The sequence below is a fragment of the Streptococcus oralis genome (genome assembly GCF_016028255.1).
In the GTDB taxonomy this organism is placed as follows: domain Bacteria; phylum Bacillota; class Bacilli; order Lactobacillales; family Streptococcaceae; genus Streptococcus; species Streptococcus oralis_AC.
Genome location: NZ_CP065707.1, coordinates 1,416,366 through 1,443,321 on the forward strand (window position 1 = coordinate 1,416,366; position 26,956 = coordinate 1,443,321).

Below are 26,956 nucleotides of genomic sequence, written 5' to 3' on the forward strand. Positions count from 1 at the left end.
AACCGTAGTAACTTGAGACACGTTTCGTGTACAAGTTACTTGTAGAGTTGAACACGGGCTAAAGTCTGTGTGAAAAAGATAAACTATCCTAGAAACTAAAATTTCTTCGTCAAGTTTACTATTTTCACTTTGACTTTTTACGCCCTTAGTATCATAATTAGAATTGGAGAGGTCATGGCTGATGACAAGCTAAGAGCGACTCCTGCGGCTAGAAAGTTAGCGGATGATCTAGGTATCAACCTCTACGACGTTTCTGGCTCAGGTGCAAACGGTCGTGTCCACAAAGAAGACGTGGAAACTTATAAAGACACAAATGTGGTTCGCATTTCGCCACTTGCAAAACGAATTGCCCTCGAACATAACATTGCTTGGCAGGAAATCCAAGGAACGGGTCATCGTGGTAAGATCATGAAGAAGGACGTTTTGGCCTTCCTTCCTGAAAATATCGAAAACGACACCATCAAGTCTCCTGCTCAAATCGAAAAAGCGGAAGAAATTCCAGACAATATCACTCCTTATGGTAAGATTGAGCGTATTCCAATGACACCAATGCGTAAGGTTATCGCCCAACGTATGGTTGAATCCTACCTGACTGCGCCAACCTTCACGCTCAACTACGATGTCGATATGTCTGAGATGCTGGCTCTTCGTAAGAAGGTTCTTGATCCAATCATGGAAGCAACTGGTAAGAAAGTAACGGTTACAGACCTTCTTTCTCTCGCTGTTGTAAAGACCCTTATGAAACACCCTTATATCAACGCTTCGTTGACCGAAGACGGCAAGACCATTATCACTCATAACTATGTCAACCTTGCTATGGCAGTTGGTATGGATGATGGATTGATGACACCTGTTGTTTATAATGCTGAAAAGATGAGCCTTTCAGAGCTGGTTGTAGCCTTCAAGGATGTCATTGGTCGTACCTTGGATGGTAAATTAGCTCCAAGTGAGTTGCAAAACTCAACCTTCACAATTAGTAACTTGGGAATGTTTGGCGTTCAATCTTTTGGTCCGATCATCAACCAACCAAACTCAGCTATCCTCGGGGTTAGCTCAACAGTTGAGAAACCTGTAGTTGTCAATGGTGAGATTGTCATTCGCCCTATCATGAGCCTAGGATTAACTATTGACCACCGTGTTGTAGATGGTATGGCTGGTGCTAAGTTTATGAAAGATTTGAAAGCCTTGATTGAGAATCCAATCTCAATGTTGGTTTAAGTAGCTATTGTTATTTTAGAGTTTTAGATAAAGGAAGTAAGACATGGCCTTAGAAGTAATTATGCCAAAAGCCGGCGTGGATATGACAGAAGGACAAATCGTCCAATGGAATAAGAAAGTCGGGGAATTTGTAAAAGAAGGAGAAATCCTTTTGGAAATCATGACTGACAAAGTCAGCATGGAATTAGAAGCCGAAGAAGATGGATACTTGATTGCCATCCTCAAAGGAGATGGTGAAACTGTTCCAGTAACTGAAGTTATCGGTTATCTTGGCGAAGAAGGTGAAAACATCCCAACCGCTGGAGCGGCAGCGCCAGAATCAAAACCTGCACCTGCAGCTAGTGCCTCAAACGACGATGGTAAGAGTGATGATGCCTTTGATATCGTTGTGATTGGTGGAGGTCCTGCTGGTTACGTGGCAGCGATTAAAGCTGCCCAACTCGGTGGTAAGGTTGCTCTTGTTGAGAAATCTGAACTCGGTGGAACGTGCTTGAACCGTGGCTGTATCCCAACTAAGACCTACCTTCATAACGCTGAAATCATCGAAAACATCGGTCATGCAGCAAACCGTGGTATCGTCATCGAAAATCCAAACTTCACTGTAGATATGGACAAACTCCTTGAAACCAAGTCTAAGGTTGTCAATACTTTGGTAGGTGGAGTTGCAGGTCTTCTTCGTAGCTACGGAGTTACTGTTCATAAGGGAATTGGTACCATCACCAAAGACAAGAATGTCTTGGTTAATGGTTCGGAATTGCTTGAAACCAAGAAAATCATCCTTGCTGGTGGTTCAAAAGTCAGCAAGATCAAAGTTCCTGGTATGGAATCATCACTCGTGATGACAAGTGACGACATTCTTGAAATGAACGAAGTTCCAGAAAGCCTCGTAATCATCGGTGGTGGCGTTGTCGGTATCGAACTCGGTCAGGCCTTCATGACATTTGGTTCAAAAGTGACTGTTATCGAAATGATGGACCGTATCGTTCCAGCTATGGATGCCGAAGTTTCTAAGAACCTTCGCTTGATCCTTGAGCGCAAAGGAATGACCATCTTAACAGGTACAAAACTGCAAGAAATTATCGAGGAAAATGGTCAACTTCGTATCAAGGTTGAAGGAAAAGACGATATCATCGCAAATAAAGCTCTTCTTTCAATCGGTCGTGTTCCAGATCTTGAAGGTATTGGCGAAGTTGAGTTTGAATTGGATCGTGGACGTATCAAGGTTAATGAATACATGGAAACTTCTGTTCCAGGTATATATGCACCAGGTGATATCAATGGTACCAAGATGTTGGCTCACGCAGCCTTCCGTATGGGTGAAGTTGCCGCTGAAAATGCGCTTAAAGGAAATCACGTTGTAGCGAAACTTAACTTGACTCCTGCGGCCATTTACACTCTTCCTGAGGTAGCAGCTGTAGGTCTCACAGAAGAACAAGCCCGTGAGAAATACGATGTCGCTATCGGTAAATTCAACTTTGCAGCTAACGGTCGTGCCATTGCTTCAGATGCTGCTCAAGGTTTCGTAAAAGTTATCGCCGATAAGAAATACGGAGAAATCCTTGGTGTTCATATCATTGGTCCAGCAGCTGCAGAATTGATCAACGAAGCGTCAAGCATTATCGAAATGGAAATCACTGTTGAAGAAATGCTGAAGACCATCCACGGACACCCAACCTACTCTGAAGTTATGTACGAAGCATTTGCAGATGTACTAGGAATGGCCATCCATTCACCTAAGAAAAAATAAAACGAAGATAGATTAGACTGGAAGGTTATTTCCAGTCTCTATCGTATAAAGGGATATCATGAAATATATTATCAATCATTCAAACGACACCACCTTTAATATTGCCTTGGAAGAATATGCCTTTAAACACCTACTTGATGAGGATCAAATCTTCCTTCTTTGGATTAACAAACCTTCTATCATTGTTGGTCGTCACCAGAACACTATCGAAGAAATCAACCGTGATTATGTTCGCGAAAATGGGATTGAGGTAGTCCGCCGTATCAGTGGTGGTGGTGCTGTTTATCACGATTTAAACAACCTCAACTACACCATCATTTCAAAAGAAGACGAAAACAAGGCCTTTGACTTCAAGAGCTTCTCAACTCCAGTAATCAATACCTTGGCTCAACTCGGTGTTAAAGCTGAGTTCACAGGCCGTAATGACCTAGAAATTGATGGCAAAAAATTCTGTGGCAATGCCCAAGCCTATATCAATGGACGTATCATGCACCACGGTTGCTTGTTATTTGACGTTGATTTATCAGTCCTTGCTAATGCCCTCAAGGTTTCAAAGGACAAATTTGAGTCAAAAGGTGTGAAATCCGTCCGTGCTCGTGTGACCAATATTATCGATGAATTACCAGAAAAGATCACAGTTGAAGAATTCCGTGATTTGCTATTGGAATACATGAAAAAAGAGTACCCAGAGATGACTGAGTACACTTTTTCTGAGCAAGAAATGGCGGAAATCAATCGCATCAAGGATACCAAGTTTGGTACTTGGGACTGGAACTACGGTAAATCACCTGAATTTAACGTCCGTCGTGGAACAAAATTCACTAGTGGTAAGGTTGAAGTCTTCGCTAACGTCATTGAATCAAAAATCCAAGATATCAAGATTTATGGTGACTTCTTTGGTATCGAAGATGTTGCTGCAGTAGAAGATGTCCTTCGTGGAGTGAAATACGAACGCGAAGATGTTCTTAAGGCCTTAGAAACTATTGACATCACACGCTACTTTGCTGGTATTAGCCGAGAAGAAATCGCTGAAGCAGTAGTGGGGTAAGGAAAAAAGAGTCCATTTATGATGGATTCTTTTATTAGGTTTAAATTTAATAATTAAGCTGATTAGATTATAATAGTAATGGAAAATGAAAAGGAGTTATTCATTAATGTTAGAAATTCCAGTAGAAAGTCTTAATCTATTTGAACAGTTAGACCGCAATGTTGTTGCTTTTTATAGAAATGAAGAAATTTCTCAAACTGAAAGTTTAAATATAAGCATTACACAAGAACATTATGATATGAAATACAAAGAGCTTCAGCCTTTAGGATACCAGGCTGTTCAAATACCTTTAGGAATAGCTTTAGATAATGTAATCCAGCAAGCTCATTTTCAAAATCTTATAATTGGCGGTCTTCTTCCTGATGAAATCAAAGTAAACAAAGAGGACTTAATGCCTTTGAAAGACATTGTTGATAGTTTTTGTATTATGTACGCTGCAGCAAATAACCGACTGGAAAATGGTAAAGCTTATGAACTGATGAAGGATAAGACAGTGTATTTTATTGGTAAACTGTTGACTGACAGTCTTAAAAAGGGTGACGAAATTTCGTATATGGGAATCGAAAGAGAATCAGCTGATGGAACTTCTTATGAAGCAGTAAAATGCTTTCTAACTAAAGAGAGCGCTGAGCAATATAATGATGCAAAAAGACCAGTAAGCCACGCAAATTTAGCTTATCTGAAAGCCTTTTGGGGTAATCCAGTAATAATCGAGCCCCATCGTAACTACTGGATTGAGTTTAAATAAACAAAAAACGAAAGATAATAGAAATTGGTCTTTCGTTTTTTAGCGATAGTTAGTTTACATAATTTATAATATGTAATACTTATAAACTATCCAAGGCATTCTTTTGTTCATCATTGACGATATGGGTATAGAGGTCAGTGACTTGTGTACTGGCGTGTCCTAGCTGATGGCTGACCAAAACTTGCGATTTAGTAGCATCATAGAGCCTAGTCGCCAGAGTATGGCGTAGTTTGTGGGGAGTTACACGGACTTTGAAGTCCTCAGAGTACTTAGCAACCATTTTCTCAACGCTGGAGGCATCGATACGATTGGGAACACCACGATATAAGGTCAGAAAGAGTGCTGTATCCGTCTTTTCCGTCTTATAGCGTTGATTTCGAATGGCTAGATAATTTTCAAGATAAGGCTTGGCAAAGGCAGCGACATTGACCGAGTCACGTTTGCCACCTTTTCGAGTGACATCGATAACCATCATTTTGAGATTGAGATCTCTTAGATCCAGATTAACAGCTTCAGATAGGCGGACACCAGACGCTAGGAGAAGGGCGATAATGGCCAAATCACGTTCCTTATTTTTATTAAAGGAGGATAAGGCACGATTTGAGAGCTGGTTTGGATACTCTTGGTTGATATAAGTCAGAAAACCTTCTGTTTCATCACCTAGAAAGAGCTTTTGCTTGATGTTTTCAGCTCTGGCAGCAAGAGTTTCTTTCTTTTTCTTGGTTGAAACTTTCTTCATTACATTACGATAGAAATAGGGTTCTCCCTGGTCGTTTTCAACCTCCTCTGTTAGATACTTGTAAAGACTAGAAAGTGCCGACAAAGTCCGATTAATGGTCGTCTGAGAAACGCCTTGTTTGGTTGTATTGGCATTCAGCAAAGGTCGTTCTCTTAGATATAGGATAAAGGATTCCATATCTTTCTTTGACATGTTTTCCAAGACCGATAAAGGAATATCAGCCATTTTATCAGCATTTGAAATCCCAGACTCTAAAACCCAGCTGAAAAATCGGTCATATTCCTTGAGGTATTCGTACAAGGTTGTAAAGCTATAGGGGACAGCAAGCTTAGATTGGTAGTATTCCAGAACATACCAGGGCATGATTTGTTTTAGTTTGTCGATTCGTTCTAGTAAAATCTCACGTTTCATGTATTTTCTCCATAATTAAGTCTACTAGTAGTATAGCATAGACATATTTATTTTTCAAGAAAATTATAGTTTTTCGGAAAGATGTTATAAGAAACTTAAAAACAGAAGTCTAACTTTATTCCATTTATTCTGAACTACTTTATTAAATTTCATCATACTTGAGTAACATATTCGGAATCTTTGCTTCAAGACTCTTGCGAACTTTACCTTTAATTGCAGTGTCCATTTGGCTATTTATGCTTGTGATGGTTGATTTGGTTTCTGTAGCAATTTTTTCAGCTGCCATATTAAAGTTTTCTTTTAATTTATTTTTTGCTGATATTGCTAACCTTGCTTCCGTAATAATTCGGTTTCTTTCCATCATTCGATACATTTGTTTCAGTGCATATTGATATTCTTCATCAGTGTAGTATTCATTCATTGGCGCTTGCATAATCTCTCCTTAGTTTGTGAAATTCTTCGTCTAAATCATTTCTTTTTTTGCGAAACTCGTTATCGTATTTTTCTCTCTCATCTTCGAGTTTAATTCTACGTTCTCTGTATACCTGATCTGAAAAGTGTCTCATATTTTCTATTTCTGTAAAGTAGTCTCTAACATCATCAGCACTTGACGAAAATTTTCTCAAGATTTGATACATTTTATCAACTTCTTCGGATATCAGTTTTTCTAAGTTTGCATTTCGTTCGTCTAGATCGAGTGCTTTGTTATCGAGTTTCTTCTTTTCTTGATAATATTGGTCTTCTAGAGCAAATAGTTCTCTTTCTTTCTCTCTTATTTCTTCCCATTTTACATCTTTTCTTTCCATTGTCGAAACTCCTTGGCTAATTGCTTGTCTGTTGCTACTGTTTTTTCGATGACTTCCTGTAATTGTTGATCCATATTTTCAAATGCTTGGGCGGAAGCATTCATCTTAGTGGCTGTTTGATTTGTCTCTGCCTGAAACGTATCGATAAACTGTGCTTGAGTGATACCTTGGCTAGCAAAAAGGGCCTCAACCTCATAGGGAGCTAAGGCTGTGTAGCTTGAAAAGTCGATTTTTGACCAAATTTCTTGTAATTCTTGATTTGCTTTTTTGGCTAAGGCGCTGACTTCATCAGCTCCAGTTCTTGCTGCTGTAGCCATAGATGATGATAGGATAGAACCTTGAGCTGCATCTAAGTATATTTTCTCAGAGCTACTAATGCCACCTGATGACCATTTTGATTTCAAGTCCTTGTAATGAGCCATTCCTCGGAGACTGTTGGCATAGGCTCGATAAACGCCACTGATTAAGGGTTTCCCTCCTTTGCCATCTACAAGTTGACCAGTTACAGGATCAAACTCCCAGTCACCAATTTTATGACTCGAACCATCAAGCCAGTGAATCGTACTAGGCATAGAATTTGTAGTGGTAGTATTATACCATTCTGGATGGTTAAAATCATTCCAGACTACTACGTCATCATTTTTTCTACGGTAATCTATAAACATAGAAGGGTTACTTTCAATAAATGCTTTTTCTTTCAATGAAAGGGCTCCATATTTAAACCAAGCATTAAAGGTGGTTGTAGGTATGTGATATTTAGCCCCTACTTTAAGCATATAAGCCCCTTGTGAATAGCCCGATAGTTGACTAACTTCATATCTGGGATCATCCATAATCTCTTTTACGAATTGGTCAGCAACCTTATATTGTGGAGATAAATAAGTTTGCCTTGCAATTATGGCACTATTGACGTCGCGTGAGCTGAACATAGTTTTATTCACCGGACTATCAGGATCCGTTCCAGTAGCAATCACAGCTACATTTTTATAATAGTGTTAGTTTCATCCGAAGATAACTTATCATTTGTTTTGGCTACAACTTTCTTTTCAACTTCCCTTTCAGCATATTCAAAATTTACACTATAAACATTTTTTCCGTGATTTAATTCATTGAGTTGTTTATCAGTATAAGTGTATACCATTAATATTCTCCTTCTGAACCATCTGAATAAATAATTTTTGTGAGTTTACTAGTCTTACCCAAGTGACTATTTAAAAATTCTCGGTCCTCTTTTCTATTCTCTCTCTCTAAAGATACATCAGAAATACGTTTATCTTTTTTTGAATAATTAATTTTATATTTTATGCTTCTCTCGTTAAAATATAGTTCAACTACGCAAGTCCAACTTCCTGGAGGATTTGTGTAGTTTGCATTAGAAAATCTAATTTCTTCAATACCCTCATAACTATCTTTTAAAGTTTCAACCAAACTAACTTCGTACTCTCTATTTCGACGCTCTTCTTGAGACTTCCCTAACATACTAAACATAAAAACACCTCCTGCTGTAATGAATGCAACTAACAAAACGATTAGTAGCCTTTTATGACTTTTTTTAATTCCAGAATTGTTCATTTGAGTTTTTCTCCTTTTTCTTATTATACTATATTTTAATTAATTTTAACGATATAAGAAGTAAAAACCGATCTCTGCGCGAGAATCGGTTTCTAAAGTAATTTATTGAAAATCCTGAACTTAAAATACATAATATAAATTATGTAAACGTCACCTACAACAACAAATCTTTGACTTTTCCAATTTCACTTTTTGGAATCACTAGGTGAATCATATCACCCAGATACATTCTGGTTGAGCCGTTAACTGTTTGGCTTTTGCCATTATGTACTTGGGTGGTGATGAGTACGTTATGTGGCAAGTTGAGCTCGTGAACCTGTTTTCCAGCGATCTTATCTGATACAGGGATTTCAATGAGGGTAACTTCTCCTTCGTCTGTCGCTTCTTCTGGTAGCATTTTTTCTAGCATAGCTTCATAGACTGGAGCACCCTTGAGCAGATCCATGACGATGTAGGCGACCAAGGTCACTAAGCCAAGTGGCATGAGGTTGCGAATATCTCCAACCATCTCGGTTACGAGTATCATAGCGGTTAAGGGAGCCTTGGATATTGCCCCAAAGTAGCCACTCATTCCTAAAATGACAAATATAGGAAATTGCTCTTGACTGACAAGCCCAAGATTGACACAAATGACACCGACTAGGGCACCAAGCAAGGAACCAAGCGCCAGAATGGGAAGGAAAATTCCTCCTGGGAGACCACTTCCATAGCTAATCATGCTCCAAACAAAGCGAATCAGAAAGTAAGCTAATAAAACCTGAAAACTAAAATCTTGCTCAGTCAAAGAAAGAACGACCTGATTTCCACCACCGAGGATTTGTGGCAAGAAAATCCCGACTGGTATGATAAGGATAAAGGCTAGGATTGGATAATAAGCTCTATCCAAATGGATTTTTTGACCAATCCAGTCATAAACTCGACCAACATTAAGTACAGCTTTCTCATAGAGAAAACCAGAGAGTCCGAGAAAAACTCCCATAAGGAGGTAAATCCAATACTGGTCTAGAGTCATGAGAGGAATGTTGTCTGGCATATCCAGTACGGGTGTTAAGCCAAATATGAGCAGAGAAACAAAGTTTGCTACGAGACTGGCTGCTAGAGTTGAGACCCAGAAAAAGCGGGAAAAATGGTGATAGACTTCTTCTACAACAAAGAGGAGACCTGCAATTGGTGCATTAAAGGCAGCTGCTAAACCTGCAGCAGCTCCACTGGCAATCAGGGAACGTTCCTCTACTGGGCTAGATTTGAGCCAATTGGCGATGCCTTTACCACCAACTGCTCCAAGTTGAATACTTGGCCCTTCTCGACCTAGCATAAGGCCACTGGCAATAGCAAGAATACCTAGAATATATTTTTTCCAAAGGACACTCCACCAGTTGAGAGTCATCAGTCCCTTTAGTTCGGCTTCGACTTGAGGAATTCCTGAACCCTTGATATCTTTTTCTGACCGAGTTAATTTCGCACTGAGCCAGCTAACAATTAAATAAAATAGACCAATGATAAAAAGATTGCGCACTAGGTGCGCTTGATTTTGATAGAGTCCTTGTATCAGGTGGAAGCCTTTTTCGATTGAAAACCGAAAGGATCCGACGATTAGTCCGACGACGAGACCGACAATGACCCCTCGCCCAACTTGGGATAATATGGTGCTTGAGGCAAAGGCAAATTCCTTCTTGGAGCTGAGTATTTCTGACTGTTCCTCCATAATCATTCATTCCTTCTAACTTAAACTTTCTTTTTCTTCTGCAACCAATGATTTAACGGGTTCAAAGCTGATTCGGTGAATTGGGGTAACTCCTAGTTTCTTGAGTCCGTCTAGATGTTTAGCTGTTCCATATCCTGCATTAGCCGTGAAATCATAGCCGGGATATTGATTATCATAGTCCTTCATAATATTATCCCGTGTCACCTTAGCCACTATAGATGCAGCTGCGATGGAGAGGGAGTTAGCATCTCCTTTGATAATGGAGGTTTGTGAAATTGGTAACTCCAGTTTCATGGCATCTATCAAGAGATGCTCAGGTTGCGGACTGAGCTGGGAGATTGCTTCCTTCATGGCCAGCTTGGTCGCCTCGTAGATATTGACTTGGTCAATGATGTGATTATCCTTGATACCAATACCTATTGCCAAGGCTTGGTCTTGAACGGCTTGATAAATTTCCAGATGTTTCTTTTTAGGGATCTTCTTGCTGTCGTTGAGGCCTCTAATCTTACAATTTTTTGGTAAAATAACGGCTGCAGCGACCACAGGACCAGCCAGAGGACCACGGCCGACCTCATCAACACCTGCTATTAAGGTCAATCCTTGTTTATAAAGCTCCTTTTCATAGGAAATCATGGATTCCAAACGAAGGTTTTCATCCAGTTCTGCCTGAATGGCTTTTTTACGCTTGCTGATTTCCTTTTGAACTCCAGAACGAGTATCTTTTTCGAGTTCTAAAAAAATAGGGCTTTCTAAATCCTTGATTGCAGCAAGAAGTTCTTTGATTTCTTTAATCGTCGTCATCGATGTCGTCCAATGTATCTAAGGTATAGTTACCGAGTTTTCCATCACGGACTTCCTTGACGAAGAGGCTGTAAAAGCGGTCGTAGTCGTCTCGGAAACCAAGGGCACGTGTCATATCCATGATGATAACAGGTGCTTCTTCTTCAATTTTCATTTGTTTGAAGCGTTCAGCTAGCTTTTCTGGATAATGTTTTTTGAAATAATTGAGACCAAAAATGGTCACCTCATCCATAGGAAGCAACTGGTCTTTGATAGCTCCAGTCAAGGCTAGTTTTAGAGCGACAGTTTCATCTTCGAACTTAGGCCAGAGAATTCCTGGTGTATCCAAGATTTCCAAGTCTTTATTGGTTTTAAGCCATTGTTGCCCCTTGGTCACACCAGGTTTGTTGCCGACAACTGCGATTTTCTTACCAGCCAAGCGGTTCATCAGAGTTGATTTACCAGCGTTTGGAATTCCGATAATCATAGTCCGCAAGGTTTCGATCTTGATACCGCGTTCTTTCTGGCGTGCAATCTTATCAGCCATGAGCTTTTTAGCAGCATCTGTCACAACTTTCACAGTTACTTGCTCTTTGGAGTTGATAGCCAGAGTTTGAATTCCCTGTGATTCAAAATACTGACGCCATTCTTTGGTCATTGCCGGGTCTGCTAGGTCCGCCTTGTTCAAAATCAAGAGTTTAGGTTTATCACCCACAATCTTGGTTAACATAGGATTTTGACTAGATAAAGGTAGCCGAGCATCCACCAAAATTGTCACAAAATCAACAAACTTAAGATTCTCCTGAACTTGCCGCCGAGCCTTAGACATGTGGCCCGGAAACCATTGAATAGTAGCCATAATATTTTCCCCTTCCGACTAAAAAAAACGTAGTAAAAACGTTTTCTTTCTTACTACCTATTCTATCATAAATTAGGAACTTTTGCACAGGCTTTGACCACAATAAATGACAAATAGTATAGGTACGAAACATCCTTGATGCCAGTCAGGATTTACTTGACTTTTTTTGCCAACAGGTATATACTTAGTGTATACAATTTCGTGGAGGTAGAGCGATGAATATAGTAAAGACTCGGAAAGTGGGGAATTCGCTCACTGTGACCATTCCTAAAAATTTGGGGATGACAGAAGGTCAAGAAATGGTCGTCTACAAAGGGATTGACGGAGTCATTGTCTTAGCTCCAAAACTAAAAGATCCTTTTGATGGGATTACTGATTTGAGAATGACAAATGATTTTGAAGGGGTAAGGTCACTTGATAACGAAATCTGACTATATTCCTGAAAAGCAGGATATCATTTGGATGGATTTTGATCCATCAGTCGGTCGAGAAATTCAGAAAAGGCGACCTGCCTTGGTAGTTTCTAGGAGAGAATATGCCTTGCAAACTGGTTTTGTGGCTGTCTGTCCCATCACTCATGGCCAACAACGTTTGGCAGAAAAAGGTTTGCTCGTTCCTGTCTCGTCGGACAAGGTAGATGGCGCTGTCAATCCATTTCAACTCTATACCTTTGATTTTCGGATGCGTAATGCTCAAAAAATAACAAGAATGGACACACAATGTTTTCAGAAAGTCGTCCAACTTTACCAGTACATCTTTGGAGATACTTAAATCCTACCATGCATAGACAAGGTAGGATTTTTTCTATATGAGCAACCTATCTAAAAACGGATGAAGACAATTGAGGAGAATCCCTCTAGTCCAACTTTCTTGTGCAGATGATAGATGTTCTGCCTGAAGGCATTCTTTTAAAAATTCAGCAGCTTGTTCTGGTGCAATTTCAAACTCAAAGGCTTTCATCTTGTAGAAAAAATCGATGAGATGCTCAGATAAGTAATCATCTGAAAAGGGTACTTCTCCACTTTTTCGATATTCTAATAGAAGCCGAGAAAATCTGGCTTTTTCATCAGGCAAATCACGAAAATAGGAATTAAGAAGCCAAGTCTGCTTCTGCTTTCGTTCAATAGGATCTTGCTTTGCAATTCGCTGATCCTTTTCCAACTCCTTTTGGTTTTGTTTAGTCTTGATAGCCCGTTCCTCTCTATTTTTTCCAAAGAGGATTTTCTCCCATTTTCGTTCTTCTTGGGTGAGAGTTTCTGTAAAGCCAAAGTAATCTTGATAGGCTCGTTCTGCAGGTTCCATGGCAAGAATGAGATTGTCAGCGTATTGCTTTGCGATTTTATCTCTTTTCTTACGTTCTTTCTCTGCTTGAATTCGTAAATGCTGCTCGTAGTCAATTTTCTCCTTGCCTAGTTTGACAAGGTAGAGTTGGTCATCGGTCTTACCAAGTAGAAAAGGTTTGATACACTTTTCCAGCACTTCTTCCATACGAGCCTTCTTCTTTGGCTCTGCCTTGGTCCAACTTCCGCCTTGAAAGACCTCTAGGAAGAGCTGATAGTCTCTCTCAGGCGCGAATTGATTGCCACGATTGGCTTTGAAAACACCTTTCTCCCAAAACCATTTTAGAAGTCGTTCGTCAAAATCGCTTTTATTAACCTTGATTTTTTCCTTTTTCTGAGCCTTTCTAGTTAGGTTTTCAACTTTTCTGAGTAGTTTTTCTTCCTCTTCTAGTTGCTGGTCGAGGCTAATACGATGAAAATGGCGAACACAGTCGCTTCCGATAGGAAAGAGACGTTGGCCTGTAACTCCGTTAAAGAGTTCGTAGGCGTATTTTATGGCGTTCCCGCAGACACAGTTACTACGGCCAATGCCATTAAAAATCAAGGAAACTTCATTCCATTCCTTGGTTGCCTGATCCCAAGTATCGGCTTTTGAAGCCTGTAAAACCGCATCGTGCAGGGATTTTCTAACTGGAAGTGTCACGAGGTCTCCTTTCTAATACTCAATGAAAATCAAAGAGCAAACTAGGAATCTAGCCGCAGGTTGCTCAAAACACAGTTTTGAGGTTGTGGATAGAACTGACGAAGTCAGTCACATATCTACGGCAAGGTGAAGCTGACGTGGTTTGAATTTGATTTTCGAAGAGTATAAATTATACTTTTATAACTTGAACCTCATCTTTGCCGAGCAAAATCAAGTATTTTTCAATGTTTTCAATCGAATAGGCTCGTGATAAGGCCTCACCGTATAGGGCTAACTGGCCACGATAGCGGTCTATGAGTTGGCTTGGTTCATCATAACGGTCTGTCTTATAGTCGAAAAGAATAATTCTGTCCTCGTAAAGTAGATAGCCGTCCAAGATCCCACGAACAACAAGGTCTTCCTGACTTTTTTGGTCCCGCTTGAGCATAGAAAAAGGTTGCTCGCGGTAGAGATGGCCGGTATTAGCGAGAATTTCCTGACCAAGTGCTGTGTCAAAGAATGCGAGAATTTTAGAAAGATTGATCTTGTCTCTGACAACTTGGCTAGTTTGAACTTGTTTGAGAGTTTCTGTCAGGCTAGCAAGCGTTGGTCGCTGGCTGAGGTCAATTCTCTGCATGAGTTCGTGGGTTGCACTACCAATCTCAGCTCCAGTTACCTTTTCTTTAGTTGAAAAATCTGGTAAATCAAAGCAGATTTTCTTCTCAGTTGATTGAGTTTGACCAGCAATTTGTACCCCTTCCATATCCATAACGGGTTCGTAGAATTTCTTGATTTGACTTGGGGTTTGAACACTTGGTAGTTCAATGGCTTCACGGTGAAGAGTATTATAAACTTCCACCTCTTTCAGCATTTCCAAAGCTTCTTTGATGGTCTCTGACTGACGGTTGCTTGATTGAGAGCTATCTTGTAGAGGACTCTTGTTTTCCAACTCTCCGATAGCTTCTCTAGTCAACTGGTCTTCACCAATAAAACGATAGCTAAAGTTGAGATTGTCCTTGGCAAATACTTTACTGATAGCCCAGATCCAATCTTGGAAATTTCTTGCTTGCAGTCTGGTATTGCCATCTAATTTTCCATTGTTTGCTGCTGGGTATTCCTTGGCTTCTAGCTTTTCACGAGACCCTTTACCGACAAGATAAAGTTTTCTCTCCGCCCTCGTCATGGCAACATACAGCAGACGCATCTGCTCTGAATAGCTAGCCAGTTGCAATTCTTCTTCATTCTGGGTATAGGTAAGGCTGGGAATGGAGAGTTTGATGGTTTTAGGATAGTGTGCTTCCACTGCTCCTGTTTCCACTTTGGCAATGTATTTGATACCAAGCCCATTTTGACGACCGAGAATAACTTCTGACATCGAGTCTTGCTTGTTGAAGTCCTGATCCATGTTGAGGATAAAGACGTAAGGAAATTCCAATCCTTTGCTCTTGTGAATGGTCATAAGTTCCACGGCATCTTTAGGCGGTGCGACGGCTACGCTTGCGAGGTCATGCTGGGCTTCTAGGACTTGGTCAATCATACGGATAAAACGAGACAAGCCCTTGAAATTACTCTTTTCAAACTGGTCAGCTCGTAGAGCTAGGGCATAGAGATTGGCCTGTCTAGCTGGACCGTTTGGCAGGGCTCCAACATAGTCATAGTAAAAACGATCGTTGTAAATCTTCCAAATCAAGTCATAGAGAGAGTGGGTTTTGGCATACAAGCGCCAAGAATCCAAGATATCCATGAATTGATTTAATTTTTCTGCTAGATCTGTGTGAATTAACTCTTTCTGGCTAGCTGCTTGTTTTTGAGCATTGACCAGTTTCTCATAGAGATTCTCTTGAACCTTATCTTCTATTTTCTGAAGGGACAAGCGTGCCAACTCGTCCTCATCAAAACCAAACATAGGAGACTTCATAAGTGCTACCAAGGCATAGTCTTGCAGGGGATTGTGAATGACGCGCAGGGTGTCCAGCATGACTTGCACTTCTAAAGATTGGAGATAGTTGTTTTGCTCACCGTCGATTTTAACAGGAATCCCGTACTCAGACAGGGCAAGTAGAATCTGATCATTACGACTGCGACTGGAAGTCAAAAGGGCAATTTCTTTGAAGGCAACACCTTTTTCCTGATGGAGCTTCAAGATTTCCTTGATAACTAGGCGCATTTCTCCTGTGAGTTTCGTGTCTGCATCACTTTCTTCTTCCTCTTGCCCACTATCGTTCTTGTCGTAGAGGAGAAATTCTGCCTTGTTGTCTGGATTGGGAGTCAGTTTGGTATTGGCAAAAACAAGCTGGTGCATGCTGTCATAGTTGATTTCGCCGACCTCTTGGTCCATAAGGCGTGCAAAAACATCATTGGTTGCTGACAGCACTTCTGAACTACTACGGAAATTTTCCTTGAGCAAAATCAGTTTTCCTTCTTGAGGATTTTGCGCATAGCGTTGAAATTTTTCATTGAAAATCTGCGGGTCTGCCTGACGGAATCGGTAGATGGACTGCTTGATATCTCCCACCATAAAGCGATTGTGACCATTCGACAGCAATTCCAGCATCCGTTCTTGAATGTGGTTGGTATCCTGATACTCATCGACCATGACTTCGTGGAAGCGTTCCTGATAAGCCTCACGAACTTGCGGGAAATTCTCTAAAATCTCAATGGTATAATGGCTGATATCAGCGAATTCAAAGGCATTTTCCTGGCGTTTACGTTCTCGATATGCCTCTACAAAATCACTCATAAAGGTTTGGAAGGTTTTAGCTAGCTCCCAGGTGTCTTCATGATAACGCTCTTGGTAGTCGAGAATGGTTATCTGGTCTGCTAGTCTTCCTAGTTTAACAAACTGGGCCTTTCTTTCTTCGTTGTAGGCATCAGCCAGTGGCTTCAATTCGGCCTTACGACTGGAGTTAGCTAGAGCCCGACCGTTTTTCTCTTTCGAGATGGCGACAACACGCGCAAGCACTGCTTGATAAGCCTGACTATCGGACTCTTGATTTAAGGAGCCAATTTCATCCAGAACCAACTGCACATTTTCTAAATAGGCAGCTTTGGGAAACTCCTTGGCATCGTTATCCAGATGATAACGGAAGAAACTTTCCAAGTCCCAAAGCGCCTGCTTGATTTGCTCAGTTAGTTTCTCTTTCTCATTTGTAAAGTCAGCTTTTTCAAACCCTTTGAGAAAAGACTCGTTCAGCCATTTTTTGGGACTGCTAGTGGATTGGAGAAAATCATAGATTTTGTAGACTTGCTGGCGTAGACCTCGTTCATCCTTACCTCGCCCAGCAAAGTTCTTTACCAAGCTACCAAATTTCTCTTTATTTTCACCTTGGTAATGGTCTTCAAAAACCTGATGAAAAACTTCGTTCTTTAAGAGTAACTGTTCACTTTCATTTTGCAGAATACGGAAGTTTGGTGCGATATCAATCAGATAGCCATGTTTGCCAAGGAATTTTTGTGTGAAAGAGTCCATGGTTCCGATGGTAGCGTTTGGTAGATCTGCCAATTGACGTCCCAAGTGTTGTTTGAGATCGACATCGTTACTTTCTTGAATTTGTTGGCTGATTTTTTTCTCCAAACGTTCCTTGAGTTCTGTAGCAGCCTTGACGGTAAAGGTCGAGATAAAGAGTTGGCTGATTTCCACGCCACGTGTTAATTGGTCCAGAATACGCTCTGCCATAACAAATGTTTTCCCAGAACCAGCAGACGCTGAAACAAGGATATTTTGCCCTGCCGTATAAATGGCTTCGATTTGCTCGGCGGTTTTCTTCTGTTCCTTGCTTGAACTCGCTTCTGCTTCTTGCAGTTTTTGAATCTCTTCCTCAGTTAAAAAGGAAATGGGCTTCATCGATTCAACTCCTCTCTCATTTTCTCAAACCAAGCTTGCTTGAGTTTTTCTCCGACCAGACGCTTGCCGTCAGACAACTCTAATTTCTCAAGGAAACGGGCTTGTCCCAAGTGGTAATTGGCTTCAAAACCAGTGATGGCTTGGTGTTGCTGAACGTACGGGGCAATACTTCTGCCATTTTCTGTATAGGGATTGATGGCGAACTGGCCCTTTAAGATTTTCTCAGCTGCCTTCTTGTACAGATGGGCATTATATTCTAGTAAGAGCTGGAACTCCTCATCTGTCAGCTGATTGGCCTTGTTTTTGTTGTAAAATTCGCCCAAATGACTGCTTTCTTTTTCTAAAAAGAGCCCCTGGTATTTCATAGACTTGCTGGCTTCTGCTACTGCTCCAGCCAAACTTTTAACAGCTAATAAAGATTGGACAGGCTCAGCCATTTCCAAGTACATGGCACCGAAAAGGTTCTGCTCCCCCTCTCTTTTTAGGGCAGCAAGATAGGTTGGCAGCTGGGAATTAAGGCCATTAAAGAAATTCGGAAACTGGAACTGAGTTAAACTAGACTTGTAGTCTACCACTCCTAACGCTCCATCAGCTTTCAGGCGGTCAATGCGGTCAACCTTGCCTCGCACATGGACACTGCGACCATTATCCAATTGAATAAAGGCCTGATCTTTACCACCAAATGTTGCTTCCTCTTGGATGGTTTCAATGGCTGGATTATGACGAAGGATGTGACCAGTTGTCCGAGCCACATCAAGCAGAACTTCCTTGGTAAACTGGGCTTCCAAACTTTCTTGATAAATAGCTTCAAATTCGCGTTCTTGACTAGTTTCCTTGATGGCTTGTTCCAAACGCTGGTCAAACGGATTTTCAGCAGGTAGTTTCAAGGCATGTTCAAAAATACGGTGCAAGAAATTCCCGTGACTGCGAGCATCAGGACGTAGGCGCAATTCTTCCTGCAAACCTAAGACATAACGGAGGAAATAACTGTATTCATTGCGGTAAAACTCCGTTAAACCAGAGGTAGACAGGTAAAACTCCTTGTCAGCTGGATAAAGTGCCTGCAAGGTCTCTTTCTCTAATGGCTTGCTACTTGGGCTAGTTGGGAGTGCTGGATTTGTAAGACCTTTTTGGTTAAGTTTTTTCCCCATCACACGCGCCAGAACCTTGACAAAGGTCAAATCTTGCTCAGTATTACTTGTCTCGCCCTGCTGATGATAGGCAACCAGACTAGACAAAAGACTGTGATATGAACCCATATCATCCTTAGATAGACTTTTTTGATGAATCTTCTTCTCTATCCGATTAAAGCCAAAACTCACCAGTTCCTGAAGATAGGCCGATTCCTTGCTCTCATTTTCATTGAGGAGACTTGGAGCGGATAACACCAACTGCTTGCGGGCAGCATTGACTAAGGAAAGCATGGTATAGCGATTTTTCTTGAGATTTTCACTACTTGCAATCAGTAATTGCGCTCCCTCTTCAGTCGCTTGGTTTAGGCTTTGTTTTTCTTCGTCTGTTAACAGACTGGTGTTTTGCGCAATTTTTGGTAAATTGTCCTGAGTCAGTCCGATGGCATAGACAAAGTCAGCGGTCAGAGGGGTAATCAAATCATAACTCTGCACCAGAACAGTATCAACAGTTGCTGGAATGGTACGATACTGGGATAAGCTCATTCCAGAATGGAGCAAGGCTAGGAAATCCTCTAGACTAACTTGTGAACCTGCAAAAACGGTCGCAAATTGTTCTAAAACATGACAGAAAGCCTTCCAAACTTCGGCTTGCCTTTCCTGTTCATAAGCCTCCATAGTAGATGTTAAACCATGCATCTGCTTGCTTAAAGCAGTATTTTTTAGAAAAATACCCCACTTTTGCAAGAGATTTTCAGCCTTTTGTTTTCGACTGGCAAATAAGGTTTCAAGTGGCGCTAAAACTCGCAGACGAATAGCATTCAAACCTTTCAAATCAAATTTACCATGGTGGGATTTGGTAAAGGTCTGCTGAAAAGATGGCAAGCTATTGATGCCAAGATAGCGGAGATATTGCTCAAAAGCATCAATATCAGCCTGACTAAGGTCAGAATACAGACCTGTTCTGAGAAGATTAATCAAGTCCTCCTGACGGAAACGGTAACGTTTCAAACGCAAAATAGACTCCACATACTGAGTCAAGGGATGATGAGCCATGGATTCACTTCTACCAAGATAGAAAGGAATCTGGTACTGGTCAAAAATAGTTTTCAGTGATAGCTGGTAAGATGCCACATCACCCAGCAAAATACGGAAATTCTTGTAACTCAGTTCTGGATGGTCATGTAATTTCTGACGAATGCTACGGGCTACCAATTCCAATTCTTCCTTTTGCGTCAAACAAGACCAGATTTGCAGATTTTCACGGTCCTTCTCATCAACATCTAAAGCGAGTTCTGAAAAGTCATAAGAAGACTCCAGCAAACGAGAAGCCTTGTCAAAACTATCCATTTTCTCATGAGTCTGAGAACGATCCTGAGCAGGTGTTTGGTATTTTGCCCCCAAATGATGAAGAAATTCCACACTGGCTTGGTAGAGATTCCCTTCAGTGAACGGACTGCTATAGGCTTTCTTGCTTGCATAGGCCCCAATAACAATCTCGGCACCTTTGCGATGGAGTAGATCCACTACACGCTCTTCCTCGGCAGAAAAACGGGTAAATCCATCAATAACCAAGGCAATCTGACTAAAATCACTACTTACCTTATCATTCTCAATAGCCTCAATCAAATGGGACAACTGACTTCCCTGAGCCAACTGGCTTTGATTGAGATAAGCAGTTACTTTCTCAAAAATCAAGAGTAAATCTGCTCGTTTATCCTCATCAGTCAAACTTTCCAAGTCCAAAAAACTCATCTGAGCAGTCATCATCTCATGATAAAGTTCAATCAACTGCTGGATAAACTGAGGATCTTGTTTAATCGCACCATAAACTCGCAACTCTTTAGGATCTAGTTCTGCAAGACATTTATAAAAAGCCATCCCAAGACCGATGTCATCTAGACTGGTCTTTGTAGGCAAATCATTTAAAACCAGGTAACGAGCCATCTGAGCAAAACGCGTGACGGTAATCGCAAAAGAAGCCTGCTGGGACAAGCATTCCAGCACAGCGCGTTCTTTTTCAAAAGAAAGAGAGTTGGGGGCAATATAGAAGACACGCTTGCCATCAGCAACTAGCTCTTCCGCCTCTCTCGTTAAAATTTCAGTCAAAGAAGTCCGAATATCAGTATAAAGTAATTTCATCTCAGCCTCGTTTGCTTTATCAAAGTTTCTTACTCTATTATAGCAAAGTTCGTTTCACAGTCCAAATCCAAAATTCTAGTTGACAATCATTTAATTAGCAAATCAATCATACTTCATCATCCACTTTCATATGCTGAAAGATATAGAGGAAAAAGTCTTTGGAAACTTCAAAATGTCCATAACGAAGTCGAGAAGTATAGTCTTTCCATTCAGGATGTTGTCTGGCTATTTCTATGGAACAATCTTTGACTGGTTGATAATACTCGACATTTCGTCTAAAGGGAAAGAATCCTTCAAACTGCTCTACTTGATAGGCTTTGTCATCTGTAATCTTACCTACAGCCACAAAAGCCTGTAACTTATCTTGACTGTTCATATCGTATTTGGGACTATAGTATAAAAGGTAGTCGCCTTTTTTCATACGGTTTAAGGGGCCACCCTTTCCATGACAGACCTGGCAAAAATTCCCTTCAACTCCTCTTAAAACATGGTTCTTCGAAACAACTCCAACCCAATATCTAGGCATTTTTATCCTCCAACTCTACTAACATGCGATTAAAACTTTCTCTATCTTCAGAAAGTTTATCAAAAAATTCTTCATCAACCCCTTCTACTAAAGGTAAAGCTTGATTGACCTTCTCCGCGCCAGAATTCGTCACTGAGACAAGTTTTGCCCGACTATCCTTTGGGTGTTGATCGCGTCTAATGTAGTCTTTCTTCTCCAGTAGTCTAACAATCTGGGAAACCGTCATGACATCCATACCAGTGAACCGAGCAATATCAACTTGTGTTACATATTCCTCTCTATTGCTCAAAAACAATAGCGAGGTTAAAACGATAAATTGAGGCAAAGTGAGGCCAACCGATTTCAAAACTCTTTTTAAATTACTTTCCCATTTGTTGTAGACTTTGATGAAAAGAAGACCTGTAGACTCTGTTTCATCATTTTTGTAAATTGAATTAAATTGATACTTTGTCATTATTTCTCCTTAAATATTAAGTATATATATTATATAAGATTTTATTTTCTTTTTCAAGAAAAGGAAAGTCAAATGTTACAATTCTGTCGGACATTTCATAGTCTATATGCTATAATAAAAGCAAAACACCTAGAAAAGGAAGTCTTATGATTAAACTACTTGCCTTGGATATGGACGGAACCCTCCTCAATGAAGCCAAGAAAATCCCGCAAGCCCACATCACTGCTATTCACCAAGCCATTGAAAAAGGTGTCAAACTGGTTCTCTGTACGGGTCGCCCGCTTTTCGGTGTCCTTCCCTACTACAAAAAACTGGGACTGGACCTTCAGAATGAGTATGTCATCGTCAATAACGGTTGCTCAACCCACCAGACCAGTGACTGGAGTCTAGTTGACTGGCAGGAACTCAGTCCAGCTGACATTGAATACCTCTATGACTTAGCAGAAAAAAGTGATGTTCAGTTGACTCTTTTTGATGAGGAACATTATTTTGTCCTCGGTGGCAAGACTAATGAAATCGTTCAAAATGATGCCAAGCTAGTCTTTTCAGACCTGACTGAAATTTCCCTTGAGGAAGCGACCAGTGGCAAATATCGAATGTTCCAAGGTATGTTTTTAGGAACAAAAGAACAAACAGACGATTTTGAGCATCGCTTTGCTGAGGAGCTCTGCCAACGATTTAGTGGCGTTCGTTCGCAGCCTGTCATTTATGAAGCCATGCCACTTGGGACTACCAAGGCTACTGCTCTTTCACGACTAGCTGAGATTTTGCAGATTGAGCCGTCAGAAATTATGGCCATGGGCGATGCTAATAATGATATCGAAATGCTCCAGTTTGCAGGCCTTGGCATTGCTATGGGAAATGCTAGTGAGCATGTCAAATCCCTTGCCAATGACGTTACAGCCAGCAATGAAGAAGACGGCGTCGCGCGTGCCATTGAGAAGTATATTTTATAGTAAAAAAGCCCAGTAATATCAACTGGGTTTTGTTTTTTTAAGAATCACAAAACTTTAGAAACTCTTTAGAATTACTTGATGTTTCTTTGATTTCTATACCTTATACTAAAGTTAGAAAAATAAATCAAAAGGAGAAAATCATGAAAACAGTACTCGAAATTCATGGACTGACCAAACAATTCGGCCAACAAGCTATTCTTCAAGATCTTAGTCTAACGATAAAAGAGGGAGATATTTATGGTTTAATTGGAAAAAATGGAGCAGGTAAAACTACTCTTATTAAAATCATTACGCAACTACTCTTTGCGGACAAAGGTACAGTTTCCCTCTTTTCTAGCCAAGGACAAAATGAGTGGACCAAGGCTTTATCTCGAGTGGGTTCTGTTATCGAATCACCTGTAGCCCATAATCATTTAACAGCCTACCAAAATCTCAAATATTATTGTATGATACGTCATATTCCAAATGCTGATAGGGTGATCCATGAGACCTTAGACTATGTTGGATTGTCAGATACAGGAAAAAAAGTCTTTCGTGATTTCTCACTAGGAATGAAACAAAGACTTGGCATCGCCATTGCTCTCCTATCCAAACCTGATTTCCTGATTCTTGATGAACCCATTAACGGCCTCGACCCAATTGGAATCAAAGAATTTCGTCTCATGATCCAGCGACTCAATCAAGAAAAAGGCATAACTATCCTCATCTCTAGCCATATCTTGTCAGAACTCTATCTCTTAGCTAATCGCTTTGGTATTCTGGATCAAGGTAAGATTATCCGTGAAATCAGTAAAGCTGAATTTGAAACACTGAGTGAGGATTATATTGTGCTTAAAACAAGCGACAAAGAAAGAGCTTGTCAGGTATTGAAAGAACAAATCCAACTCCAATTTAAGGTTGTCAATCCTGAAAATGAAATCCATATCTTTGGTAATGAGCAAGATGTCAAACAGATTCTCAAGCAACTAACTTTGGCAGATGTTGCTATTGATGAGATATACTTTGCCCGTCAAAACCTAGAAGAATACTTCACACAATTGGTAGAATAGGAGAAAAATCATGATACATACCATTCAAGCAGATTTTTACCGTCTTTTTCGCTCCAAAGGATTCTGGATTACAGAATTCATTCTCTTTGTACTTATGTTACTGGGTGCTACTATTGGCGCTACAGGACATCTAATGTCAGTTCAGACAGCACCACCAGAGACTCCAACCCATGGTTGGGACGGCGTTCAAGCTCTTATCAACACGTCTAGCAATGGTTCAAACCTCGTTTTTCTCTGCATTGTTCTAGCATGTCTCGTTCTCGGAGTTGATCTAATCGGCAAGCTCTATAAAAATAGTTTGACTGTTGGCGTTTCTCGTACAGAGTTTTTCCTTGCTAAATCCTTTGTACTAGCAAGTATCGCTCTCTTACAGCTCATCGCCAGCCTTGTGATTGCTTTTATTCCCTCAACTCTACTAAACGGACTTGGTACGATGCCTAATGGTTTTATTACAAACCTTCTCTTAACGATTTCCCTCCAATTTCTCTGCCTCCTAGCTTGGCTTTCGATTGTTTCCTTTATTCTCTATGTGACTCATTCTTATCTTGCCACATTTATTGGCTATCTAGTTACCTCTATCATCCTTTCTACGCCAATGCTTATCTTTCCAAATATCGAAATTTTACGATATTTAAACTTAAATTTTGCCTATGCCATGACTGCTGATAGTCAAACCGTTCTCTATACCATAACGGTTTGCATCGCTATCATACTTTTCTTCTCTCTCAGTGGACTAACCGTTTTCAAGAAGAAAAGCTTATAAAATGAGCCTCCTCTAAGCTTATAGAGGAGGTTTCTTCTGTTAAAAATAGATAAAGACCGAAAACCATTCTCCATCAGTGGCTAGCTTCATATCCGCTCCAAGAAGATGAACTAATTCCTCAGTAATATAGAGACCTAAACCAGAGGATTCTTCAGTATCCGACATATTTTCAGAATAAAAACGATTGCTGAGATTGTCTATATTCTTGATAGATTTTTTGACAAGATTATCAATATCCAAAACAGGCCTATTTTCTTCCTTTTTCAAAGAAAGTCGAGCCCTATCCTTGCCGTGCTTGAGAACATTTCCAAGAAGGTTTTGTATAATTCGATCAAGCAAGTCCTCATTAGTCGTCGTTTTCAATCCTGGTTCAACGTTAAAATCAAGAACAATCTGTGAAGATTGAAAAACGTCGTAATAAGCTAAAGTCTTTTTCGTTATAAAAGTTGATAAATCAAGTTCTTCCAGTTTCGGTTTGACTGCACCTTCCATCAAATGACGGTATTCGAGGAGAGCCTCCAAACGTTTGGAAACCAAATCCTGATGATGGGCTATTTTATTTAAGGTTTCTGGACTATTATCGGGGTGTTTTATTAGTTGCTGAGTATATCCTGAAGCGATTGTCAAAGGTGTCCGAATATCATGAGCGATGTTACTGATTGCCATATCTAGGGTACGTTTTTCACGCTTCATGATTAGCTGATTTTGCTCCACTTCTTGAAATAGATTCTCAATTTGGTCATGTAGACGCAAAATGGTCTTTGAAAAGAAATTTACCCCGATCCTCTTCATGCTACCAGAGCGAATCTTTTCTTCGATTTGTCTGCTTAAATCTCTAATTGCTATATGATAGCGAATCAAAGAAATCGCTAGAATGATGTTGATAAGGAGCAACAAAGATATCAAAATGTAAATCATTGTTTGTCTCCTTTTAATCGGACACCAACTCCCCAAATGGTTTCGATGTACTCGTGATTTGGATCCAGTTGATGTAGTTTCTTACGGAGATTGCTTAGATGGGTGTTGAGCGTATTGTCTCCAGGCAGGTAACTTTCTTCCCAAATCAATTCATAGAGTTCTTCCTTGGTGAAGATCTTTTTAGGATGCTGGAGCAACATTTGGAGAATCTGGCACTCTTTCTTTGCAAGGCGAATGGTTTCAGTTGCGCTACTTATTTCAAAACTATCCGCATCGAACTGGATATTTTTAAAGTTTTGTACGAGGTTATTAATTTCTCTTTGATCTTCTGACTGATATTCACCACTTTGGCGTAATTGCACAGTGACTCTGGCAAAGACTTCGTCCAAATCAAAAGGTTTTACTATGTAATCATTGGCACCATCTAGGAGATATTGGCTGATGAGCTTTTTATCACCCAAAGCAGTAAGCATGATGACCGGAGTCTGACTAGTTTGTCGAATAGCTTGCAAGACTTGGTCGCCATTTTTCCCAGGGAGCATGATATCTAGCAAGACGAGATCAATGCCACCTTTGTCAAATTGCATTATACCTTCTGTGCCAGAAAAGGCTTGTATCACCTCATGCTCCTCAGTGAGAAGTGTTCGCAAAATTTCTTGGATTTCATTATTATCTTCAATAACCAATATCTTAGCCATAAACACCGTCCTTTCTAAAACTATTATAACATGTTTTGTTAGGATTTCCAGACACAGAAAAGCTCCTCTCACATTGTAAGTAAGAAGGAGCTAATGGAAATTGAATCTACTTAACCAAATAAGCAATCAAGGTTATAATCCATAGATGAGCTGGGTAGAAAATATAAAAGAAATATTTACTCCAACTGGTTTCTTGTCCTCGCTGTCCATTATACAAGGTCATAAAAGGAAAGACAGTGATAAAGAGCCAGTCGGAATTGTAAAGCATCATTTCCAAGGTTTGGTACCAAGTATCATAGGTATGGATAGAAGTCACTAACAGGAAGGCCCAAAGGAGAGTATAGAGAAGATTTCGCAATCCCTTGCGATTTCGACAAGAGTAACTAATTAAGAGAAATGGTAGCATAGTGATGCCACCCTCAGTAAAAAGACAACCGAAAATCAAGAGTACAGCAACCCCAATCCGACGCCATAACTTCTCTTTTTGATCCATCTCTTTTCGAGGAAAACCAAGCCAAAGCATGGTGACACCAATGGCCAAAGTTAAGAAAATGTTGTTATTAACCATTACTCCCTTAGAGGCGAACAGGGCATTGAGTAAACTATTACCTGCGAACATGATAAGCGCCCAAGACCAGAGACGAATGAGGTAGTTTTTCAAATTTCGAGTATGGATGAAGCCTTCCATAGCCATATAGGCAAACCAAACTCCCACACAACGGGTCAAGGCGTGAAGAATACCTTCCCACAGAGGAGAAACGATTCCCGTGATATGAGGGATATGGTCTAGAACCATTACTGCTGCCATCAGGTACTTCAACTGCGTTGCATTCCATTTTTTCATAATAAACCTCTTTCTTTTTAATCTACATAGAGTATAG

Annotated in this window: 24 protein-coding genes and 1 pseudogene; 9 read left to right on the forward strand and 16 right to left on the reverse strand. The window is 40.4% G+C overall.

What is annotated here, in order from left to right:
* Positions 1 to 174 precede the first annotated feature (174 nt).
* The 4 genes from I6G42_RS06935 to I6G42_RS06950 all read left to right on the forward strand — a co-directional run bounded on the left by I6G42_RS06935 (position 175) and on the right by I6G42_RS06950 (position 4,761).
* The gene (locus tag I6G42_RS06935; protein ID WP_038805244.1) at positions 175 to 1,218 is read left to right on the forward strand and encodes a dihydrolipoamide acetyltransferase; all 1,044 of its coding nucleotides are present in this window, start codon (positions 175 to 177) and stop codon (positions 1,216 to 1,218) included.
* A 43-nt stretch (positions 1,219 to 1,261) separates the two neighbouring features.
* The gene (gene lpdA / locus I6G42_RS06940) at positions 1,262 to 2,965 is read left to right on the forward strand and encodes a dihydrolipoyl dehydrogenase (RefSeq protein WP_038805245.1); all 1,704 of its coding nucleotides are present in this window, start codon (positions 1,262 to 1,264) and stop codon (positions 2,963 to 2,965) included.
* Between the two features lie 58 nt (positions 2,966 to 3,023).
* Complete coding sequence (locus I6G42_RS06945; protein WP_038805246.1) at positions 3,024 to 4,013, forward strand: lipoate--protein ligase; 990 nt, start codon at positions 3,024 to 3,026, stop codon at positions 4,011 to 4,013.
* 106 nt (positions 4,014 to 4,119) lie between these two features.
* Positions 4,120 to 4,761: a hypothetical protein gene (locus I6G42_RS06950; protein WP_038805247.1), complete on the forward strand. Its 642-nt coding sequence runs from the start codon at positions 4,120 to 4,122 to the stop codon at positions 4,759 to 4,761.
* 79 nt (positions 4,762 to 4,840) lie between these two features.
* On the opposite strand, the gene xerS is transcribed toward I6G42_RS06950, so the two are convergent.
* The 8 genes and pseudogenes from xerS to ylqF all read right to left on the reverse strand — a co-directional run bounded on the left by xerS (position 4,841) and on the right by ylqF (position 11,633).
* Positions 4,841 to 5,911: a tyrosine recombinase XerS gene (gene xerS, locus I6G42_RS06955; RefSeq protein ID WP_038805248.1), complete on the reverse strand. Its 1,071-nt coding sequence runs from the start codon at positions 5,909 to 5,911 to the stop codon at positions 4,841 to 4,843.
* Positions 5,912 to 6,053: 142 nt separating this feature from the next.
* Positions 6,054 to 6,344: a hypothetical protein gene (locus tag I6G42_RS06960; RefSeq protein WP_038805249.1), complete on the reverse strand. Its 291-nt coding sequence runs from the start codon at positions 6,342 to 6,344 to the stop codon at positions 6,054 to 6,056.
* Positions 6,325 to 6,717, reverse strand: coding sequence for a hypothetical protein (locus I6G42_RS06965; RefSeq protein WP_038805250.1), 393 nt, complete (start codon positions 6,715 to 6,717; stop codon positions 6,325 to 6,327). Before I6G42_RS06965 ends, I6G42_RS06960 begins: the two co-directional genes overlap by 20 nt.
* Positions 6,699 to 7,858 (reverse strand): annotated as a pseudogene (locus tag I6G42_RS06970) (hypothetical protein). The gene I6G42_RS06965 and the pseudogene I6G42_RS06970 overlap by 19 nt, the downstream one beginning before the upstream one ends.
* The gene (locus I6G42_RS06975) at positions 7,858 to 8,289 is read right to left on the reverse strand and encodes a hypothetical protein (protein WP_038805251.1); all 432 of its coding nucleotides are present in this window, start codon (positions 8,287 to 8,289) and stop codon (positions 7,858 to 7,860) included. Before I6G42_RS06975 ends, I6G42_RS06970 begins: the two are co-directional and overlap by 1 nt.
* Positions 8,290 to 8,443: 154 nt before the next feature.
* Positions 8,444 to 9,994: a ClC family H(+)/Cl(-) exchange transporter gene (locus tag I6G42_RS06980; RefSeq protein WP_038805655.1), complete on the reverse strand. Its 1,551-nt coding sequence runs from the start codon at positions 9,992 to 9,994 to the stop codon at positions 8,444 to 8,446.
* Between the two features lie 15 nt (positions 9,995 to 10,009).
* Positions 10,010 to 10,795: a ribonuclease HII gene (locus I6G42_RS06985; RefSeq protein ID WP_038805252.1), complete on the reverse strand. Its 786-nt coding sequence runs from the start codon at positions 10,793 to 10,795 to the stop codon at positions 10,010 to 10,012.
* Entirely contained in the window at positions 10,782 to 11,633 is an 852-nt protein-coding gene (ylqF, locus tag I6G42_RS06990; protein WP_000201310.1) for a ribosome biogenesis GTPase YlqF, read from the reverse strand. Before ylqF ends, I6G42_RS06985 begins: the two co-directional genes overlap by 14 nt.
* A 215-nt stretch (positions 11,634 to 11,848) precedes the next feature.
* Between ylqF and mazE the strand changes: the two genes are divergently transcribed.
* On the forward strand, positions 11,849 to 12,064 hold the full coding sequence (mazE, locus tag I6G42_RS06995) for a type II toxin-antitoxin system PemI/MazE family antitoxin (protein ID WP_038805253.1): 216 nt from the start codon (positions 11,849 to 11,851) through the stop codon (positions 12,062 to 12,064).
* Positions 12,048 to 12,404, forward strand: a complete 357-nt coding sequence (locus I6G42_RS07000; protein ID WP_038805254.1) for a type II toxin-antitoxin system PemK/MazF family toxin — start codon at positions 12,048 to 12,050, stop codon at positions 12,402 to 12,404. Before mazE ends, I6G42_RS07000 begins: the two co-directional genes overlap by 17 nt.
* A gap of 33 nt (positions 12,405 to 12,437) precedes the next feature.
* Here I6G42_RS07000 and I6G42_RS07005 read toward each other — a convergent pair whose 3' ends face one another.
* From I6G42_RS07005 to I6G42_RS07025, 5 genes are all read right to left on the reverse strand, one after another.
* Entirely contained in the window at positions 12,438 to 13,616 is a 1,179-nt protein-coding gene (locus tag I6G42_RS07005) for a hypothetical protein (RefSeq protein WP_038805256.1), read from the reverse strand.
* A gap of 169 nt (positions 13,617 to 13,785) precedes the next feature.
* Complete coding sequence (addA, locus tag I6G42_RS07010; RefSeq protein WP_038805259.1) at positions 13,786 to 17,439, reverse strand: helicase-exonuclease AddAB subunit AddA; 3,654 nt, start codon at positions 17,437 to 17,439, stop codon at positions 13,786 to 13,788.
* Positions 17,436 to 20,711 carry an ATP-dependent nuclease subunit B gene (gene rexB / locus I6G42_RS07015; protein ID WP_038805260.1) on the reverse strand — a complete coding sequence of 1,092 codons (3,276 nt, stop codon included), beginning with the start codon at positions 20,709 to 20,711 and terminating at the stop codon, positions 17,436 to 17,438. Before rexB ends, addA begins: the two co-directional genes overlap by 4 nt.
* Positions 20,712 to 20,817: 106 nt before the next feature.
* Positions 20,818 to 21,237, reverse strand: coding sequence for an EVE domain-containing protein (locus I6G42_RS07020; protein ID WP_038805261.1), 420 nt, complete (start codon positions 21,235 to 21,237; stop codon positions 20,818 to 20,820).
* Positions 21,230 to 21,691, reverse strand: a complete 462-nt coding sequence (locus tag I6G42_RS07025) for a MarR family winged helix-turn-helix transcriptional regulator (RefSeq protein ID WP_038805262.1) — start codon at positions 21,689 to 21,691, stop codon at positions 21,230 to 21,232. The genes I6G42_RS07020 and I6G42_RS07025 overlap by 8 nt, the downstream gene beginning before the upstream one ends.
* A gap of 146 nt (positions 21,692 to 21,837) precedes the next feature.
* Between I6G42_RS07025 and I6G42_RS07030 the strand changes: the two genes are divergently transcribed.
* From I6G42_RS07030 to I6G42_RS07040, 3 genes are all read left to right on the forward strand, one after another.
* Complete coding sequence (locus tag I6G42_RS07030; protein WP_038805263.1) at positions 21,838 to 22,647, forward strand: Cof-type HAD-IIB family hydrolase; 810 nt, start codon at positions 21,838 to 21,840, stop codon at positions 22,645 to 22,647.
* A gap of 140 nt (positions 22,648 to 22,787) precedes the next feature.
* Positions 22,788 to 23,696 (forward strand): ATP-binding cassette domain-containing protein, encoded by a 909-nt coding sequence (locus tag I6G42_RS07035; protein ID WP_038805264.1) that lies wholly within the window; start codon positions 22,788 to 22,790, stop codon positions 23,694 to 23,696.
* A gap of 10 nt (positions 23,697 to 23,706) precedes the next feature.
* On the forward strand, positions 23,707 to 24,459 hold the full coding sequence (locus tag I6G42_RS07040; protein WP_038805265.1) for an ABC transporter permease: 753 nt from the start codon (positions 23,707 to 23,709) through the stop codon (positions 24,457 to 24,459).
* A 39-nt stretch (positions 24,460 to 24,498) separates the two neighbouring features.
* On the opposite strand, the gene I6G42_RS07045 is transcribed toward I6G42_RS07040, so the two are convergent.
* The 3 genes from I6G42_RS07045 to I6G42_RS07055 all read right to left on the reverse strand — a co-directional run bounded on the left by I6G42_RS07045 (position 24,499) and on the right by I6G42_RS07055 (position 26,919).
* Entirely contained in the window at positions 24,499 to 25,377 is an 879-nt protein-coding gene (locus tag I6G42_RS07045; RefSeq protein WP_038805266.1) for a sensor histidine kinase, read from the reverse strand.
* Positions 25,374 to 26,075, reverse strand: a complete 702-nt coding sequence (locus I6G42_RS07050; protein ID WP_038805267.1) for a response regulator transcription factor — start codon at positions 26,073 to 26,075, stop codon at positions 25,374 to 25,376. The genes I6G42_RS07045 and I6G42_RS07050 overlap by 4 nt, the downstream gene beginning before the upstream one ends.
* A gap of 106 nt (positions 26,076 to 26,181) precedes the next feature.
* Positions 26,182 to 26,919, reverse strand: coding sequence for a TraX family protein (locus I6G42_RS07055; protein WP_038805268.1), 738 nt, complete (start codon positions 26,917 to 26,919; stop codon positions 26,182 to 26,184).
* Between the last annotated feature and the right edge of the window lie 37 nt (positions 26,920 to 26,956).